At 49.4% G+C, this 16,221-nt stretch carries 16 protein-coding genes, 4 tRNA genes and 1 rRNA gene; 10 read left to right on the top strand and 11 right to left on the bottom strand.

Annotated features, from left to right (window positions below; genetic code table 11):
• Position 1 precedes the first annotated feature (1 nt).
• The 5 genes from QL223_RS25435 to orn form a co-directional block, all read right to left on the bottom strand.
• Positions 2-74 (bottom strand) — tRNA-Gly (locus QL223_RS25435).
• A gap of 86 nt (positions 75-160) precedes the next feature.
• Positions 161-236 (bottom strand) — tRNA-Gly (locus tag QL223_RS25430).
• A gap of 39 nt (positions 237-275) precedes the next feature.
• A tRNA-Gly gene (locus QL223_RS25425) sits at positions 276-351 on the bottom strand.
• A 38-nt stretch (positions 352-389) separates the two neighbouring features.
• Positions 390-465: transfer RNA gene (locus QL223_RS25420), tRNA-Gly, on the bottom strand.
• A gap of 113 nt (positions 466-578) precedes the next feature.
• On the bottom strand, positions 579-1,124 hold the full coding sequence (orn, locus tag QL223_RS25415; RefSeq protein WP_281546332.1) for an oligoribonuclease: 546 nt from the start codon (positions 1,122-1,124) through the stop codon (positions 579-581).
• A gap of 78 nt (positions 1,125-1,202) precedes the next feature.
• Between orn and rsgA the strand changes: the two genes are divergently transcribed.
• The 4 genes from rsgA (at position 1,203) to QL223_RS25395 (ending at position 5,885) form a co-directional block, all read left to right on the top strand.
• Positions 1,203-2,255 (top strand): small ribosomal subunit biogenesis GTPase RsgA, encoded by a 1,053-nt coding sequence (gene rsgA / locus QL223_RS25410; protein WP_165018802.1) that lies wholly within the window; start codon positions 1,203-1,205, stop codon positions 2,253-2,255.
• Positions 2,256-2,367: 112 nt separating this feature from the next.
• Positions 2,368-3,279 (top strand): archaetidylserine decarboxylase, encoded by a 912-nt coding sequence (asd, locus tag QL223_RS25405; protein ID WP_281546331.1) that lies wholly within the window; start codon positions 2,368-2,370, stop codon positions 3,277-3,279.
• 198 nt (positions 3,280-3,477) lie between these two features.
• Positions 3,478-4,893 (top strand): SLC13 family permease, encoded by a 1,416-nt coding sequence (locus QL223_RS25400; RefSeq protein ID WP_281546330.1) that lies wholly within the window; start codon positions 3,478-3,480, stop codon positions 4,891-4,893.
• A 101-nt stretch (positions 4,894-4,994) separates the two neighbouring features.
• On the top strand, positions 4,995-5,885 hold the full coding sequence (locus tag QL223_RS25395) for a DMT family transporter (RefSeq protein ID WP_281546329.1): 891 nt from the start codon (positions 4,995-4,997) through the stop codon (positions 5,883-5,885).
• Positions 5,886-5,939: 54 nt separating this feature from the next.
• Here QL223_RS25395 and epmA read toward each other — a convergent pair whose 3' ends face one another.
• Positions 5,940-6,911 (bottom strand): elongation factor P--(R)-beta-lysine ligase, encoded by a 972-nt coding sequence (gene epmA / locus QL223_RS25390; RefSeq protein WP_281546333.1) that lies wholly within the window; start codon positions 6,909-6,911, stop codon positions 5,940-5,942.
• Positions 6,912-7,372: 461 nt separating this feature from the next.
• On the opposite strand from epmA, the gene frdA reads away from it, so the two are divergent.
• The 4 genes from frdA to frdD are packed head-to-tail and all read left to right on the top strand — an operon-like array spanning position 7,373 to position 10,712.
• A complete protein-coding gene (gene frdA / locus QL223_RS25385; protein WP_281546328.1) occupies positions 7,373-9,184 on the top strand; it encodes a fumarate reductase (quinol) flavoprotein subunit in 1,812 nt (603 codons plus the stop codon).
• The gene (locus QL223_RS25380; protein WP_046303028.1) at positions 9,184-9,939 is read left to right on the top strand and encodes a succinate dehydrogenase/fumarate reductase iron-sulfur subunit; all 756 of its coding nucleotides are present in this window, start codon (positions 9,184-9,186) and stop codon (positions 9,937-9,939) included. Before frdA ends, QL223_RS25380 begins: the two co-directional genes overlap by 1 nt.
• 2 nt (positions 9,940-9,941) lie before the next feature.
• Complete coding sequence (frdC, locus tag QL223_RS25375; protein ID WP_046303027.1) at positions 9,942-10,325, top strand: fumarate reductase subunit FrdC; 384 nt, start codon at positions 9,942-9,944, stop codon at positions 10,323-10,325.
• A 24-nt stretch (positions 10,326-10,349) separates the two neighbouring features.
• A complete protein-coding gene (gene frdD, locus QL223_RS25370) occupies positions 10,350-10,712 on the top strand; it encodes a fumarate reductase subunit FrdD (protein WP_251876766.1) in 363 nt (120 codons plus the stop codon).
• A 71-nt stretch (positions 10,713-10,783) separates the two neighbouring features.
• Here the strand turns inward: frdD and QL223_RS25365 are convergent, their stop codons facing one another.
• Together QL223_RS25365 and efp are read right to left on the bottom strand one after the other, a co-directional pair.
• Positions 10,784-12,193: an SPFH domain-containing protein gene (locus tag QL223_RS25365; RefSeq protein WP_281546327.1), complete on the bottom strand. Its 1,410-nt coding sequence runs from the start codon at positions 12,191-12,193 to the stop codon at positions 10,784-10,786.
• A gap of 266 nt (positions 12,194-12,459) precedes the next feature.
• Positions 12,460-13,026 carry an elongation factor P gene (gene efp / locus QL223_RS25360; protein ID WP_002535616.1) on the bottom strand — a complete coding sequence of 189 codons (567 nt, stop codon included), beginning with the start codon at positions 13,024-13,026 and terminating at the stop codon, positions 12,460-12,462.
• Between the two features lie 34 nt (positions 13,027-13,060).
• Here efp and epmB point away from each other — a divergent pair, with 34 nt between their 5' ends.
• Together epmB and QL223_RS25350 are read left to right on the top strand one after the other, a co-directional pair.
• Entirely contained in the window at positions 13,061-14,083 is a 1,023-nt protein-coding gene (gene epmB, locus QL223_RS25355) for an EF-P beta-lysylation protein EpmB (protein WP_281546326.1), read from the top strand.
• A gap of 95 nt (positions 14,084-14,178) precedes the next feature.
• Positions 14,179-14,673 carry a GNAT family N-acetyltransferase gene (locus tag QL223_RS25350; RefSeq protein ID WP_281546325.1) on the top strand — a complete coding sequence of 165 codons (495 nt, stop codon included), beginning with the start codon at positions 14,179-14,181 and terminating at the stop codon, positions 14,671-14,673.
• Between the two features lie 47 nt (positions 14,674-14,720).
• Here the strand turns inward: QL223_RS25350 and QL223_RS25345 are convergent, their stop codons facing one another.
• From QL223_RS25345 to rrf, 3 genes are all read right to left on the bottom strand, one after another.
• Positions 14,721-15,059, bottom strand: coding sequence for a 50S ribosome-binding protein YggL (locus QL223_RS25345; protein WP_281546324.1), 339 nt, complete (start codon positions 15,057-15,059; stop codon positions 14,721-14,723).
• Positions 15,060-15,200: 141 nt separating this feature from the next.
• A complete protein-coding gene (locus QL223_RS25340) occupies positions 15,201-15,599 on the bottom strand; it encodes a hypothetical protein (RefSeq protein ID WP_281546323.1) in 399 nt (132 codons plus the stop codon).
• A gap of 368 nt (positions 15,600-15,967) precedes the next feature.
• Positions 15,968-16,083 (bottom strand): 5S ribosomal RNA (gene rrf / locus QL223_RS25335).
• Positions 16,084-16,221: the final 138 nt, after the last annotated feature.

Here is a 16,221-nt window from a genome sequence, read left to right as displayed (position 1 = left end):
GAGCGACACACGAGGTTCGAACTCGTGACCTCAACCTTGGCAAGGTTGCGCTCTACCAGCTGAGCTAGTGTCGCTTTTTGTTACAACAGTGTTGGATTATTTTTTGTTTTTAGCAGGTTAGGCTTAGCCTGTTCTGCGCTTCCCGAAGGAAATCAAAATTTGGAGCGACACACGAGGTTCGAACTCGTGACCTCAACCTTGGCAAGGTTGCGCTCTACCAGCTGAGCTAGTGTCGCATCGTTCATCCGACAATCAATCGGAATCATTTCAAATTTTGGAGCGACACACGAGGTTCGAACTCGTGACCTCAACCTTGGCAAGGTTGCGCTCTACCAGCTGAGCTAGTGTCGCATAGATCATCCGACGATCAATCGGATCATTCAAATTTTTGGAGCGACACACGAGGTTCGAACTCGTGACCTCAACCTTGGCAAGGTTGCGCTCTACCAGCTGAGCTAGTGTCGCTTTATCAAAGACATTTGTCTCTGTCAGGGCTGCGAATTATACGAAGAAAAATCGCGGATGCAATACTCTGAATCCAGAATTTTTGATTTTTCTTCGCATTGGTTATTTTGCCGTCAGATCGTAAAGATCTTGCTCCGGTAGTAACGAAGTTCCTCAATTGACTCCCGAATATCATCCAGTGCCAAATGAGTCCCTTGTTTTTTGATTCCTGACAGAACTTCAGGTTCCCAGCGACGAACCAACTCTTTGATCGTGCTGACGTCAACGGTACGGTAATGGAAAAAGCGTTCCAGTTCAGGCATATGCTTATAGAGGAAGCGACGATCCTGGCCAACACTGTTGCCACAAATCGGCGACACACCAGCAGGCACCCAGTCTTGCAGGAAAGCGATCGTTTGTTTGATCGCGTCAGTTTCACTCACGGTGCTTGCTTTCACACGATCCACCAGCCCGCTGCCAGTGTGAGTATTGGTGCACCACTCGTCCATTTTCGCCAGTTCTTCATTAGACTGGTGAATGGCGAGCACAGGCCCTTCAGCTAACACATTAAGTTCAGCATCTGTTACAACGGTAGCGATCTCAATGACTTTATGTACTTCTGGGTCGAGCCCTGTCATTTCAAGATCAATCCAGATTAAATTCTTATCGCTGAAAGACATCCAAATTGCCTATTTTACAAGTAAACCATGTATCATACTTAGCCTGACATGAAAGCCAACTAAACTAGCGACATTCTCGTGGCAAAAAAGAAAAAGCTCACAAAAGGCCAGTTACGCCGAGTACGAACAAATCAAAAAAAACGCATCGATCGCCAGCAAGAAGAGGTCCAATGGGACGAATCTCTGCTTGAGTCTGCCCGTGAAGGGGTGGTGATCACCCGTTTCGGTCAGCACGCTGACATCGAAGATACTCAAACTGGCATCATCCACCGTTGCAACCTTCGCCGCTCTATCGAAAGCTTGGTGACCGGAGACAAAGTCGTCTGGCGTCCTGGCGTGGAAACACTGCAAGGCATTGCCGGCGTTGTGGAGGCTGCTCATGAACGCCACTCAGTGCTTACCCGTCCTGATTACTATGACGGCGTCAAACCGGTCGCGGCCAATATTGATCAGGTGGTGATCGTTTCCGCGATATTACCCGAATTGTCTACGAACATTATAGACCGTTACCTGATCGCTACCGAACAGGTTGGCTTCAAGCCCCTTATTGTGATCAACAAGATTGATTTGTTGGACGATGAAGGCCTTGAAATGGTTAAGAATATCCTCGCTTTGTACGCCGAAATTGGCTACGAAGTATTGATGGTCAGCCAGAAAAGCGGTGAAGGCGTCGACGAGCTGAAAGCGCGTTTGGCCGATGGCACAAGCATTTTCGTGGGTCAATCTGGCGTAGGTAAATCCAGTTTGGTGAATGCCCTGCTTCCTGAAGTGAATGCCGATATCGGTGAAGTTTCTGAAAACTCAGGTCTTGGCCAACACACCACCACGACAGCGCGTTTGTATCACTTCCCAGATGGTGGCGATCTGATTGATAGCCCTGGAGTGCGTGAATTTGGTCTTTGGCACTTAGAGCCTGAACAGGTGACACAAGGCTTTAAAGAATTCCGCGAATTCCTCGGTGGCTGTAAGTTCCGCGACTGCAAACACAAAGACGATCCAGGCTGTCTGCTGCGGGAAGCAGTAGAAGACGGCAAGATCAGTGTTGAGCGCTTCGAGAGCTACCACAAAATCATCGACAGCATGTCTGAGATGAAGGCAAATCGTCAGTTTTCACGCAATAAAGAAAACTGATCCATTTCGCCAACAACACATCAACTGGTTAGCGGCCTGTTAATTTTGTAAACTAGGCCGCTTTTTAAATTCCAGGCCCGTTCTCGGGCGCATACGAGTTAGGAAAATAACCGTGTCTAACGATTTAAAAATTGGCCTGCAGTACTGCATGCCAAAACACCTGCTGACCCGCCTTGTTGGCAAACTGGCAGCAGCTAAAGCCGGCTTTCTGACAACGGCTGTGATCAAGTGGTTTATCCGCCAGTACAAGGTGGAAATGAGCGAAGCTAAGAACCCAGATCCGAAAAGCTATCCAACCTTTAATGACTTCTTCGTCCGCGAATTAAAAGAAGGCGCACGCCCTCTGAATGATGAAGCAAGCGTGATTGCCCATCCTGCCGATGCATGTGTGAGCCAAGCTGGCCCTATTGAAAAAGGCCGTCTGATTCAAGCGAAAGGCCATACCTTTGACGCTTGCGAACTGCTGGGCGGCGACGCTAAGCTGGCGGAAGAGTTTACTGATGGTGACTTCGCCACGCTGTACCTGTCACCACGTGATTACCACCGTGTTCACATGCCATGTGACGGCACACTGCGCCAGATGATTTACGTACCGGGCGACCTGTTTTCCGTCAACCCGCTGACCGCAGAAAACGTGCCTAACCTGTTCGCACGTAACGAGCGCGTAGTGTGTATTTTCGATACTGCTTTCGGTCCAATGGCTCACATTCTGGTTGGCGCGACCATTGTCGGCAGCATTGAAACGGTTTGGTCAGGCACGGTGACACCACCTACTGGCCAGAGCATCCGCCGCTGGGATTACCCAGCAGAAGGCGAGCAAGCCATCACGCTGAAAAAAGGCGAAGAGATGGGTCGCTTCAAGCTGGGTTCAACCGTGATCAACCTCTTCCCGAAAGGCGCTATCACCTTTGATGACGCTATCATTCCTGGCAAACCAACCCGCATGGGTGAGGTTTACGCTCGCCAGAACGGTGTTGAAGCATCAGCTGAGACAGAAGGCAACGAAGCACAAACCGCCGAATAAGCAGACTGGTCACACAAACTGTGATCTGAAACGAAAAGGGCAGCAATGCCCTTTTTTTGTGCCCAAAGTTTATCCAAACACAGAGTATTTTCTCGGCCACTCCGTATCCTGTAACTCGTACTGAGCGGCTCAACACAATGAAATAACAAGCAAATACTGGCCGCTTATTTCTGTTTTCTGAGAATGGAAGTCTGCCGTATGCCAAGCCTTTCCCGCGCTGATATTTTGAAGTTTGTTGTGGCGTTTGGTGTCCCTTTGGGTGTGTTGATGATGCCCATAGATTGGATCCCATTGGATGACCTGACTGTGATACAGCATCGCCTGCTGGCGATTTTCCTGCTAGCTGCCCTACTTTGGGTGCTTGAGCCCGTGCCGGTATTTGCCACCTCGATCCTGATCATCGCCCTTGAGCTCATTATGATCTCTGACAAAGGGCTCTCTCTATTCCGTGAAGCGGTGCCCGGCCATGATCTGGGCGAGCTCATTAAATACACCGACATTTTCAGCGCCTTCTCATCCCCCATTATCATTCTGTTTATGGGCGGCTTTGCGCTGGCGATTGCGGCTTCCAAGTACGATCTCGACAACAACCTCGCGCGTGTTCTACTCAAGCCTTTCGGCACCAAGCCGAGCCTTATCATGCTGGGCTTAATGTTGATTACCGCGGTGTTTTCGATGTTTATGTCCAACACCGCCACCACGGTTATGATGCTGGCACTGCTTGCCCCTATTGTGGCGTCCGTTCCTCGCGGTGATAACGGCGTAAAAGCACTGGTGCTATGTATTCCCATTGCTGCCAATACTGGTGGCATCGCCACGCCGATCGGTACGCCGCCTAATGCCATTGCACTGCAATACCTCACCGGAGAAAACGCCATCAGCTTTCTGGAATGGATGACCATGGGTCTGCCTTTTGTGGTGGTGCAACTTGCCTTTGCCTGGTGGCTGCTGCAAAAACTCTTCCCGACGGAACAGGAAGAAATGAAACTCAAGCTCAACGGTACTTTTCAAAAAAGCTGGCGTGCTTACACGGTGTATGCCACGTTTGCCGCGACTATCCTGCTTTGGATGACCACCAGCCTGCACGGCATGAACACTTATGTCGTGTCGATCATTCCACTCGCGGTATTCACCCTGACCGGCATCATGGGCAAGGAAGAGCTGAAGCTTATCAACTGGGATGTGCTTTGGCTGGTTGCCGGTGGTATCGCGATTGGTTTGGCGCTCGACAAAACCGGGCTGGCCGCTGCGCTGGCTCATGCCGTGGATTACGATGCCTTATCGCCACTCGCCGTGGTGCTGACGCTCTCTATGATTTGCTGGTTAATGGCCAATTTCATGTCCAACACTGCCACAGCCAACCTTCTGATGCCGATTGCCGCAGCGGTTGCGATGTCGATGGACAGCCTTGTTTCTGTCGGCGGCATTCAGGGACTTCTTGTCGTCGTTGCCTTCTCAGCATCTCTTGGCATGATCCTTCCTGTATCCACACCGCCAAACAGTCTGGCTTACTCCACTGGCCTGATTGAAAGCAAAGATATGGCAAAAGTCGGTCTTATTGTGGGTCTGGTTGGCCTTGCGATTGTCTACGCCGCGCTGCTCGTCCTAAACTGATCCTATCTATTTGCGGGGAAAGCGCACTGAGCACTTTTCCCGCCTAGCTTCAGCGGATAAACTCGCGCTCCTTTCCGGTTCTTTAAGTTAAAGGTGTCATCTTGGGTTACGAATGGCTCGCGCTCGGGGCTGCCTTCCTGTGGGGTATTTCCAGCCTGATTTCTGTCACGCCTGCGCGTCACTTGGGCAGCTTTGCCTATAGCCGCTGGCGGATGGCATGTGTGTCAGTGATGCTGACAACACTGGCCTTGTTTACAGGTGGCTGGGCAACCGTCTCATCCGATATTCTCTGGCCGATGGTACTGTCTGGTCTTATCGGAATATTTATTGGCGATACCGCCCTGTTTGGCTGTATGAACCGAATAGGACCCCGACGCTCTGGCCTTTTGTATTCCTGCCATGCGGTCTTTTCTGCCCTGCTTGGCATTTGGCTGTTTGGTGAAACGCTAGAAGGGATCCGTCTGCTCGGTGCCATTCTGGTGTTCTCCGGGGTGATGATTGCGGTCTTCTTCCGTCAAAGCGGTAATGCGCACCAATGGGAAGAAACTAAAGGCAATATCTGGGTGGCAGTGGGATTGGGTTTAACTGCAGCGCTTTGCCAGTCGTTGGGTGGGGTCATTGCCAAGCCTGTTTTAACCCAAGGGGTGGATCCGATTGCCGCTTCCGCCATCCGGATGATTGCAGCTTTCCTTGCTCACGGCACACTGATTTTCCTCCAGATACGTGTCGCGCAACCCGTTAACCCGATCAACTGGCGTATCTTCGGTATGGTTGTCGTGAATGGCTTTTTGGCAATGGCGGTCGGTATGACCCTGATTATGTACGCGCTGAAATGGGGAGAAGTAGGCATGGTCGCGCTACTGTCTTCCACAACACCGGTAATGATCCTGCCGTTGATTTGGCTGTTTACCCGCGTGCGCCCTGCTCCAAGCGCTTGGTTAGGTGCGGCGCTCGCTGTTATTGGCGCAGGTCTTATCGTTACCAGTAGCTGATAGGATTCCCAATAAAAAACGCCGCATGATGCGGCGTTTTTTATTGGAGCGGGGTCAAGCTCGCCCGACCGGAAAAGCAATCACCTCATCGATGTGGGTTTTGCCTAACGCCAGCATGCTCAGACGATCGATACCCAGCGCAACACCTGCGCAATCCGGCAAGCCATGACGAATCGCTTCAATCAAATGATGATCAATAGGCTGGGCTTGCAGCCCCATCTTTTCACGCTTGCGGTTATCTTCTTCAAAACGGGCCAATTGCTCGTCGGCGTTGTCCAGTTCATAAAAACCGTTCGCGAGCTCAATACCTTTAAAGTAGACCTCGAAGCGCGCCGCCACACGGTTATCGTCTTCACACACTCGCGCCAGTGCCGCCTGTGATGCTGGGAAGTTGTAAACGAAAGCCGGAACAGTTTGGCCAATTTTCTCTTCAACACCAACGCTGAATAAGAGCTGCAGCAAGGTATCGCGGTCTTCTTCCGGATCGGCGATATCAGACAATCCGAGTGATTTAGCTGCGGCTTTTAACTCGTCCATCGAGCCTTCTAGCGGGCAGACACCGAGCACATTGATGAACGCTTCCTGATACGTCATTCGCTCTGCACCGCCAACGCCCAGAATCAGTTGAAGCAAAGCATCCATTTCATCCATCAATGCATGATGGTCAAAGCCCGGACGGTACCATTCCAACATGGTGAACTCAGGGTTGTGGTTTCGCCCTGCTTCTTCGTTACGAAATGCTTTGTTGATTTGGTAGATAGCACCACTCCCCGCCGCCAGCAGGCGTTTCATGTGGAACTCAGGGCTGGTCATCATGTAAAGCGGGATACCCTTAGCGAAACCTGGGCCGACAAATTCCGTCTTGAAAGTATGCAGATGAAAATCCGTCACCGTCGCCTGACTCATGGCTGGCGTGTCAACTTCCAGCACATCACGCTCGGCAAAAAAGCCGCGAATATCGTTCACCAGTTTGGCTCTGGCTTTCAGGGTTTCAATTTCTGCGGTGGGACGCCATTCAAGGGTCATTGCTATCACTCAATCTCATTATGACTGGCGGCATTTTAGCTTTCGAAAGCCATGATAGAAACCCGCCGCTTCATTGACATCATAAATGCCTTTTCTGCCCTTTCATTCAAGCGACTGAATTAGCGCAATAAAAGCGCAAAACTCCTTTCGATAACCATTCTCATTTTCACCATTTTTCCTTTTTAAAAGAGAGAGTTAAATTGCGTGTGGCGATGACAGATTTTACGTGTCAGAAACAAGAGAAAACGACGCGCAACCTCTGTTTAACAAGGTGATTTCTTCCTGTCTAACGACCTGGATCACAAATCTACTGCTCTGGCTTTTTAGAAGGCAGAAACTCGGAACAAATACCCTTTCAGGTCAAAATTTACGGGATTTAACTTTAATAAGATGGGGAAAGTTTTTGAGTTAGATGCACGGTTAGCATCTTTAAATTTTTAACAATCCTCCGGAGGATAGCTGTGAAAACCATTACCACAGATATCGCTGTTATTGGCGCGGGCGGTGCAGGTCTTCGTACTGCAATTGCTGCTGCAGAAGCAAACCCAGAGCTGGAAATCGCTTTGGTTTCCAAAGTTTACCCAATGCGTTCCCACACAGTGGCCGCAGAAGGTGGCTCCGCCGCTGTCATCAAGGATGAGGATAGTCTCGACAACCACTTCAACGATACCGTTGGCGGTGGTGACTGGCTATGTGAACAGGACGTTGTTGAATATTTCGTAGAAAACGCGACTCGCGAAATGGTTCAGCTGGAGCAATGGGGTTGCCCATGGAGCCGCAAGGAAAACGGTGACGTAAACGTACGTCGCTTCGGTGGTATGAAGGTTGAACGCACCTGGTTTGCCGCAGATAAAACCGGCTTCCATATGCTGCACACCCTGTTCCAGACATCGATCAAATACCCACAAATCAAACGTCTCGACGAGTATTTCGTCGTTGACCTGCTGGTTGTCGACAATGAAGTACAAGGCCTTATTGCCATTCACATGGCAGAAGGCGAACTGGTCTGCATTAAAGCGAAATCTGTCGTGCTGGCAACCGGTGGTGCAGGTCGTGTTTACAACTGCAACACCAACGGCGGTATCGTGACTGGCGACGGCATGGCGATGGCTTTCCGTCACGGTGTGGCACTGCGCGACATGGAGTTCGTTCAATATCACCCAACTGGCCTGCCAGGCACCGGCATTCTGATGACAGAAGGCTGTCGCGGTGAAGGCGGCATCATCGTCAATAAGAACGGCTACCGTTACCTGCAAGATTATGGCATGGGTCCGGAAACGCCGGTTGGCCAGCCAAAGAACAAATACATGGAGCTGGGCCCGCGTGACAAAGTCTCGCAAGCGTTCTGGCACGAGCAGCAAAAAGGCAACACCATCAAGCACCCACTGGGGGACGTGGTTCACCTTGACCTTCGCCATCTGGGTGAAGAGTACCTCAAGGAACGTCTGCCGTTTATCTGTGAGCTGGCAAAAGCGTATGTGAACGTTGACCCAGCGAAAGAGCCAATCCCAATCCGTCCTACTGTGCATTACACCATGGGTGGTATCGAAACCGATTCCCGCACTGAAACCAGCATTAAAGGTCTGTTTGCAGTGGGCGAATGTTCTTCTGTCGGTCTGCACGGCGCGAACCGTTTGGGCTCAAACTCACTGGCAGAACTGGTGGTCTTTGGCCGCGTAGCCGGTGAAGTTGCCGCTGGCCGTGCCGCTGAATTCAAAGGCTGGAACGAAGCTGAAATCGCAAATCAGATGGAAGCAGTGAAAGCTCGCATCGATGTGCTGATGTCTCAAGAAGGCAATGAGAACTGGGCGGAAATCCGCACTGAAATGGGTCATACCATGGAAGCGGGTTGCGGTATCTACCGCCGCGAAGATCTGATGCAAGAGACCATCAACAAGCTGGCTGAGCTGAAAGAGCGTTACAAGCGCATCAGCATCAAAGACAAAGGCAAGGTATTCAACACTGACCTGCTGTATGCGATTGAAGTGGGCTACGGTCTGGAAGTCGCTGAAGCCATGGCGCACTCCGCCGTGCTTCGCCGTGAATCCCGTGGCGCGCACCAGCGTCTGGATGACGGTTGCACCGAGCGTGATGACCAGAACTTCCTGAAGCACTCGCTGGCGTTCTATAACCCAGAAGGTGCACCAACGATTAAATACAGTGACGTGAAAATCACCAAGTCTCAGCCTAAAGCACGTCTTTACGGCGCCGCTGCAGAAGAAGCAGAAGCAGCAGCGAAGAAGGCTGAAAAAGCAGAGAAGGAGCAGGCATAATGTCAGCAAACCGCATTCAGAAAGTCAGCATTCTTCGCTACGACCCATCGAAAGATGACGAACCACGTCTGCAAACCTTCGACGTGCCATTTGATGAAACCATGTCTGTACTGGACGCATTGGGTTACATCAAGGATCACCTGGACAAAGATCTGTCTTACCGCTGGTCTTGTCGCATGGCGATCTGTGGTTCGTGCGGCATCATGGTCAACAAGGTGCCAAAACTGGCATGTAAAGCCTTCCTGCGTGATTACCCAGACGGTGTAACCATCGAGCCACTGGCGAACTTCCCTATCGAGAAAGATTTGATTGTCGACATGACGCCGTTCATCGAGCGTCTTGAAGCCATCAAGCCTTACATCATTGGTAATGACCGCACACCGGAAGATGGCCCGAACAACCAGACGCCTGAGCAAATGGCGCGCTACAAGCAGTTCGCTGGCTGCATCAACTGTGGTCTGTGTTACGCGGCATGTCCACAGTTTGGTCTGAACCCTGAGTTCATTGGCCCAGCTGCGCTGACACTGGCACACCGCTACAACCTCGACAGCCGTGATAACGGTGCTGCTGAGCGCATGAAGCTAATCAACGGTGAAAACGGCGCTTGGGGTTGTACCTTCGTGGGTTACTGCTCTGAAGTGTGTCCGAAGAACGTTGACCCGGCTGGCGCAGTAAACCAAGGCAAGATCGCATCGTCACAAGACTTCGTGATCGCAATGCTCAAGCCAGATGGCTCTAAGAAAGTGGAGGCTTAAGGATGTCTAACCGTAAACCTTACGTTCGTGAAATGAAGCGTACCTGGTGGAAAGACCATCCTTTCTACCGCATGTACATGGTGCGTGAAGCCACTGTGCTTCCGCTGATTTTCTTCACCCTGTGCCTGACTTTCGGTTTAGGCAGTCTGGTCGTTGGCGAAGCGGCATGGAATGGCTGGTTGTCATTCATGGCAAACCCAGTGGTTATCGCGATCAACATCGTGGCACTCGCGGGTAGCCTGTTCCATGCACAGACTTTCTTCAGCATGATGCCGCAAGTGATGCCTATCCGCATCGGTGGAAAATTGCTGGATAAGAAAGTGATCGTCCTGACGCAGTGGGCTGCTGTTGCGGTGATTTCTGCTGTGATTCTGTTTCTGGTTTAACCCCGACATCTGAGGAGATTTAACGTGGTCGATTTGAATCCAAAACGTTCTGACGAACCGGTATGGTGGGGTCTGTTTGGTGCAGGTGGTTCATGGTTTGCAATGATCACCCCTGTGACCATTCTGGTTCTGGGCATCATGGCACCAATGGGCATGCTGGATGCAGAAGCATTGAGCTACGAGCGCGTGACAGGTTTTGTCACCAGCTTCATCGGCGCACTGTTCACCATCGGTACTCTGTCTCTGCCAATGTGGCATGCAATGCACCGCTTACACCATGGTATGCACGATCTGAAATTCCACACTGGCACCGCAGGCAAAGTCGCCTGTTACGCCACGGCATTTCTGATCAGCGCCCTGTCTGTTATCTTCATTTTCATGATTTAACAGCCAGCAAAACGAGAAAAAGGGAGCATTTGCTCCCTTTTTGTTTACCTAGGGTCTGTTGAATTTAGCCTTTACTGCTGCACTTTCTGCATGGCTTCGGTTTTTTCCATCATTCCCAATGCGCCAAGACCGGTGATCACATCAAGGTTAGTGGTCATCTTTCCGCCGTCACCGCCACCAAAGTAATGTTTTGGCACTTCAACTTTGAAGTCTTTCAGGTTGTGATAAAGCGACGTAGAAATATCACGGTTAAGCTCTGCCAGATACACATCGCGGTTCGCACCATACGCATCATACTTGGCTTTCAATATGGCCGCTTCCGCTTCACCTTTAGCCAGAATCGCTAGGGCTTCGAACTCGGCAGCCTTCGCGTTAGCCTGTTGAATCGCAAGGTTGGCTTCAGCCATCGCCAGTTCTTTGGATTTCTCCACTTCCGCCAATTGTTTGGTTTTCTCTACCTCAACAATCTCACGCTTGGCAATTTGCTGCGCAACCGCTACCTCTTTTTGTTGGGCAATCACCGCCAGTTCTTTGGTACGCTGTGCATCCTGTACTTCACGGGTACGTTGGATTTCTTTACGAAGCTGCTCGGTTTCCGCTTGCGCCTTCGAGGTTTCCTGCTCCTGAATCGCACGGATACGATCCGCGACCAGTCGTTTCTTGTCCGCTAACAATTGGTCTAACTGTTTCTCCGGTTGTGGATCGCCGATGGTGACCTGAGTGACATGAATACCATATTGCTGCAGCGGGTTATCCTGGCGGATTGGCTGACCACTCGCATCACGCACAGGTACGGTTTTCCATACCAATTGTTGGGTGCGTTGCAGCTTATTGGCATCAGACTGATCCAAACCTACCGGTGCCAAGTCCAACTCTTCCACTTCAACCTGACGACGCTCGGTCAAATAGATCCCCTCACGAAGCTGATCGCCCAGTTTGGATTTGAATTGGTTCAGTCCGCCCTGGAAGAATTCCTCTCCCGTGTACTGAGTTGCCGTGATCACCGTGACGTTTCGTGCGTTTTTCACCAACAAAGCATCAATCAGGTTGCTGTTGTTGCGGAATTCTCGGTGCATTTTCTTCACGGCTTCCGGATCGTTGCTTAGCTTAAAGCGGTAAGTCACCGGGATTTGGCCGATGTAAGTGTCCGCAAAACGCACCTGCACCGGATCCAGACGTTGGTAGAAATCTTCACCTGCGTTGTTACCGAATGACACAGTGATCACTTGATCGTACTGCGTGATTTTTGACAAAAACGGCATCCGAAAGTGAATACCAGGCTCAGTAAATACATCCAGCTCACCTGTCATATTGTTCTGGTGAACATAGGTGTAGCCTGCATCTGTCATCAATACTGAGCTATTAATTGTCAGCCCCAACCCGAGCAGCGGTATACCAATAATCGCTGCTTTGAGACCTGTTCTAGCCAACTGACGTCTTTCTTCCATTTTTAAACCCTGTCCTAGATTCTTAGTATCCATATTCTTTTCCTTCTTATTTGCTGCTTGATGAATAAAGCGGTATGGCTTTTGGGCCAAAGTGAATAACTACTCATCACCAGCGGGAATAAATGTAACAAAAAACCCACAACAGGAATATTCGAAACATTAACTGCATTTATTCGGTTTTAACGAAATATAACAACAAGGAATGATAGGAGGGTGCTTTCGAAGATGAATTGGAATTTACGGGGCTCTGATACGCAAAAAGCGCCCCGAAGGACGCTTTTCAGCATAGAAGTAATAAATTACTTCACGCGGCTTACGTATTCACCTGAGCGAGTGTCAACTTTGATCACTTCGCCGATTTGGATGAACAGAGGTACACGCACAACTGCGCCAGTGATCAGAGTTGCAGGCTTACCACCGGTACCCTGAGTATCGCCTTTCAGGCCTGGGTCAGTTTCAGTCACTTCCAGCTCAACAAAGTTTGGTGGAGTCACTGCGATTGGGTTGCCGTTCCACAGAGTCAGAGTACAACGATCGTTCTCTTTCAGCCATTTGATGTTTTCGCTTACTGCTTTCTCGTCAGCTGCGATTTGCTCAAATGATTCTGCGTTCATGAAATGCCAGAACTCACCATCGGTGTACAGGTAGTCCAGTTCCATATCGATAACGTCAGCAGCTTCAACAGAGTCGCCAGACTTGAAAGTCTTCTCCAGCACTTTGCCAGAAAGCAATTTGCGGATTTTCACGCGGTTGAACGCTTGGCCTTTACCTGGCTTAACGAACTCGTTTTCGATAATGACACAAGGCTCGTTATCGAGCATAATTTTCATTCCGCCGCGGAATTCATTGGTGCTAAAAGACGCCATGTCTATCCTCTTAACATCTTCGAAGTTGTCATAAATGCCGGACATAATAACCCGAAATGCGCCTTCTGTTGAGCAAAACTGGCTCAAAGAAATGGCAAATGCTGTCTCAGATCCTCAAAAGCTTCTGCAACAGCTTGATATAGAGCCTTCCGCATGGACGTCTGGCTTCAGCGCGCGTGAACTATTTTCCCAGCGCGTGCCACAAAGCTTCATCAATCGTATGGAAAAAGGTAACCCACACGACCCTCTGCTGCGTCAAGTGTTGCCAGTGATTGAAGAGTTCGAAGAAGTCAGTGGTTTCACCACAGATCCACTTGAAGAGCAGGACAATACGGTTCCAGGCCTGCTGCACAAATACAAAAACCGCGTGCTGATGATTGTTAAGGGTGGCTGCGCGATTAATTGCCGCTATTGTTTCCGTCGCCATTTCCCGTATGAAGACAATAAAGGCGGGAAAGACGTCTGGCGCGAAGCGGTCACTTACTTACAGCAGCATCCCGAAGTGGATGAAGTCATCCTTTCAGGCGGCGACCCACTGATGGCAAAAGATCACGAACTGCAATGGCTGATTGAAGCCATAGAGTCTGTACCGCATATCAAGCGTCTCCGTATCCACACACGTTTACCTATCGTTATTCCATCCCGAGTGACGTTAGCACTTACTCACATCCTTGAGTCATCAAGGCTTGGTGTGGTGCTGGTTACGCATATTAACCATGCTAACGAGATTGACGACGAGCTTCGAGCTTCGATGACAAAGCTGAAGCAAGCAGGCGTTACTCTCTTAAACCAAGGTGTGTTGCTCCGCGGTGTGAATGATTCTGTCGATGCACTGAAAAACCTGAGCAACAACTTATTTGATGCAGGCATCTTGCCATATTACCTGCATGTATTGGATAAGGTAAAAGGGGCCGCGCATTTTCTGGTCGATGACGACGAAGCCAAAAAGCTGATGTCTGGCCTTATCAAAGAGGTCTCTGGCTACATGGTGCCACGCCTGACCCGTGAGATCGGCGGACGCGATAGTAAAACACCACTAGACCTTCACCTTGAGTGATAAAAGTAAGCAATCACCAACTAAAAAACTACTTGCTTAGCAGTCAGTTGCAAGCAATGATGAAAAGTCCCTCTGGCATTACCTAAGGAGTGACTATGCCTGTAACTGTTCGTCCTGTAGAACCTCGCGATATTCCTGCTATTCAGCAACTTTATGCCTGCCCGAAAGCACAAGCTGGCACACTGCAAATGCCACTACCATCGCTCACGATGTGGGAAAAACGACTCAATAATCTACCGGATGACATTTACTGCCTGGTCGCAGAAGAGAATGGTGAGATAGTTGGTCAATTAGGCTTTGAAGCCAACCGTAAAGGACGAAGACGCCATGTCGGACAATTTGGTATGGCCGTGCATGACGAGCACACCGGAAAAGGCGTCGCCAGCGCTTTGCTTACCGCAATGATAGACTTGGCGGATAACTGGCTGAACCTGCGCCGAATCGAGTTAACCGTTTATAGTGACAATGAAGCCGCGATTGCCTTGTATCAAAAGTTTGGTTTTAGGCAGGAAGGTATAGCGGTTGATTACGCGTTTCGAAATGGAAAATACGTCGATGCGCTCTTTATGGCACGCCTGAACACTCAATAATCCAAGAAGACAATAGAGATCCGGTCATCCGGATCCTTTTGTTTTAATTAATCGACAAACTCCAGTTGATGGAGATCGACAAGCGGTCCCAACTTCAGCAATTCAACTTCATTACGCTCTTCAATCCATGTTTTGATTGATTTCCTATCCTGCTCTGTCGCAGAGCCATATCTGAGAGCGGAACCTATAACCAACTCGATATTACTCATACCCCCACCGCCAACAAGCAGATGCCGGGATTCAGCAAACTCAGCAAGTGACTCGATAAAAACATCCAGCTCCTCATAACTTTCCGTATTCAGCTTCAGGCTGATCACAAAGCCAAAAACTGCAAATTCATCCAGATACAGTTTCTTTCTCAATCGCTTAGAACGTTGTGATGGCATGACTCAGGTTCCTGTCAGATAACAAGTGCTGACAGTGTAGAAGCTAGTCGGGACATTGTCGGTAATAGAGGTAAAAAAACGGGAGAAAAGACGCTTTACCTGGGGATTGGCGGCAAGAGATGTCTTGCCGCAGGGTATAGGCTAATTTTTCGCTGCATCTTCGAAAGTTTTAAGCCATAACAATCCCACTGGATACAGTTCGTATTTCGCGATACCTTTTTTCACAAAGGTAAATTCATTCAAAATTTTCTCTGCTCCAGCCTTAGAGTTTGCTTTGATGAAAAACACGATATTAAGAATGTCGGTACCATTCTCAAAGTCTTGCTCTTCAGCCAAATACGCATTCTCCACGATGCCTTGCTCCCAGAGCTTTAGTAACTCTCCAGATTGAGTAGAAAGACTTTTACGAATCAGGTCAACATCATCCGTTGTGTATTCCCAAATAACAGCAAATGTGTCTCCAATTTTGTTCTCCTCAGCCTGAACTGGTAACACAGCGGCTAGAAGGATAAACGCGAGAGATTTGATAATTTTCAACATAGCAAGTATTCCTTTTTGCTTATGCTCCCTTGAGAGCTAGATCGATCATTCTCTTTAGATCTTGGCTACGTTATCTCCAATTCCTCAGCCAAAGTGTCCTTTTATCGAGAACCTAAATTAGGAAAAGAAATGCTGACAATCACAATAAAACCATAGTGTTACCAATTATGTTGATGATGTGATCTGGCATGGAAACAACATGCGAGTTATTAGCAAGAATATCGTGGGCGATATCTGGAATACTGATGGCATTAAAGTAAAGAAGTGTCGAATATAGGAAGATAAAGATGCAAAAAGCCCTGACCGTCAGGTCAGGGCTTCTTCTGCTTTTTGTCTTCACTTTTTCAAAAAGTGAAAGAAAATTAGAAGCCTGGCGATGTCCTACTCTCACATGGGGAGACCCCACACTACCATCGGCGCTGTTACGTTTCACTGCTGAGTTCGGCATGGAATCAGGTGGGTCCATAACGCTATGGTCGCCAAGCAAATTCGTTAAAATCTTGGAAAGCTGTTTTTAATGCTCGCTCTACACATTCAATGTTCTATCTGAGTCCGTCAAAACCCCTTGGGTGTTGTATGGTTAAGCCTCACGGGCAATTAGTATCAGTTAGCTCAACGCCTC

Origin of the sequence: Grimontia sp. SpTr1, assembly GCF_947387585.1 — a bacterium.
Classification (GTDB): domain Bacteria; phylum Pseudomonadota; class Gammaproteobacteria; order Enterobacterales; family Vibrionaceae; genus Enterovibrio; species Enterovibrio indicus.
Note: the sequence above shows the minus strand (reverse complement) of the source record. Positions and strands in the feature narration are given on the sequence as shown.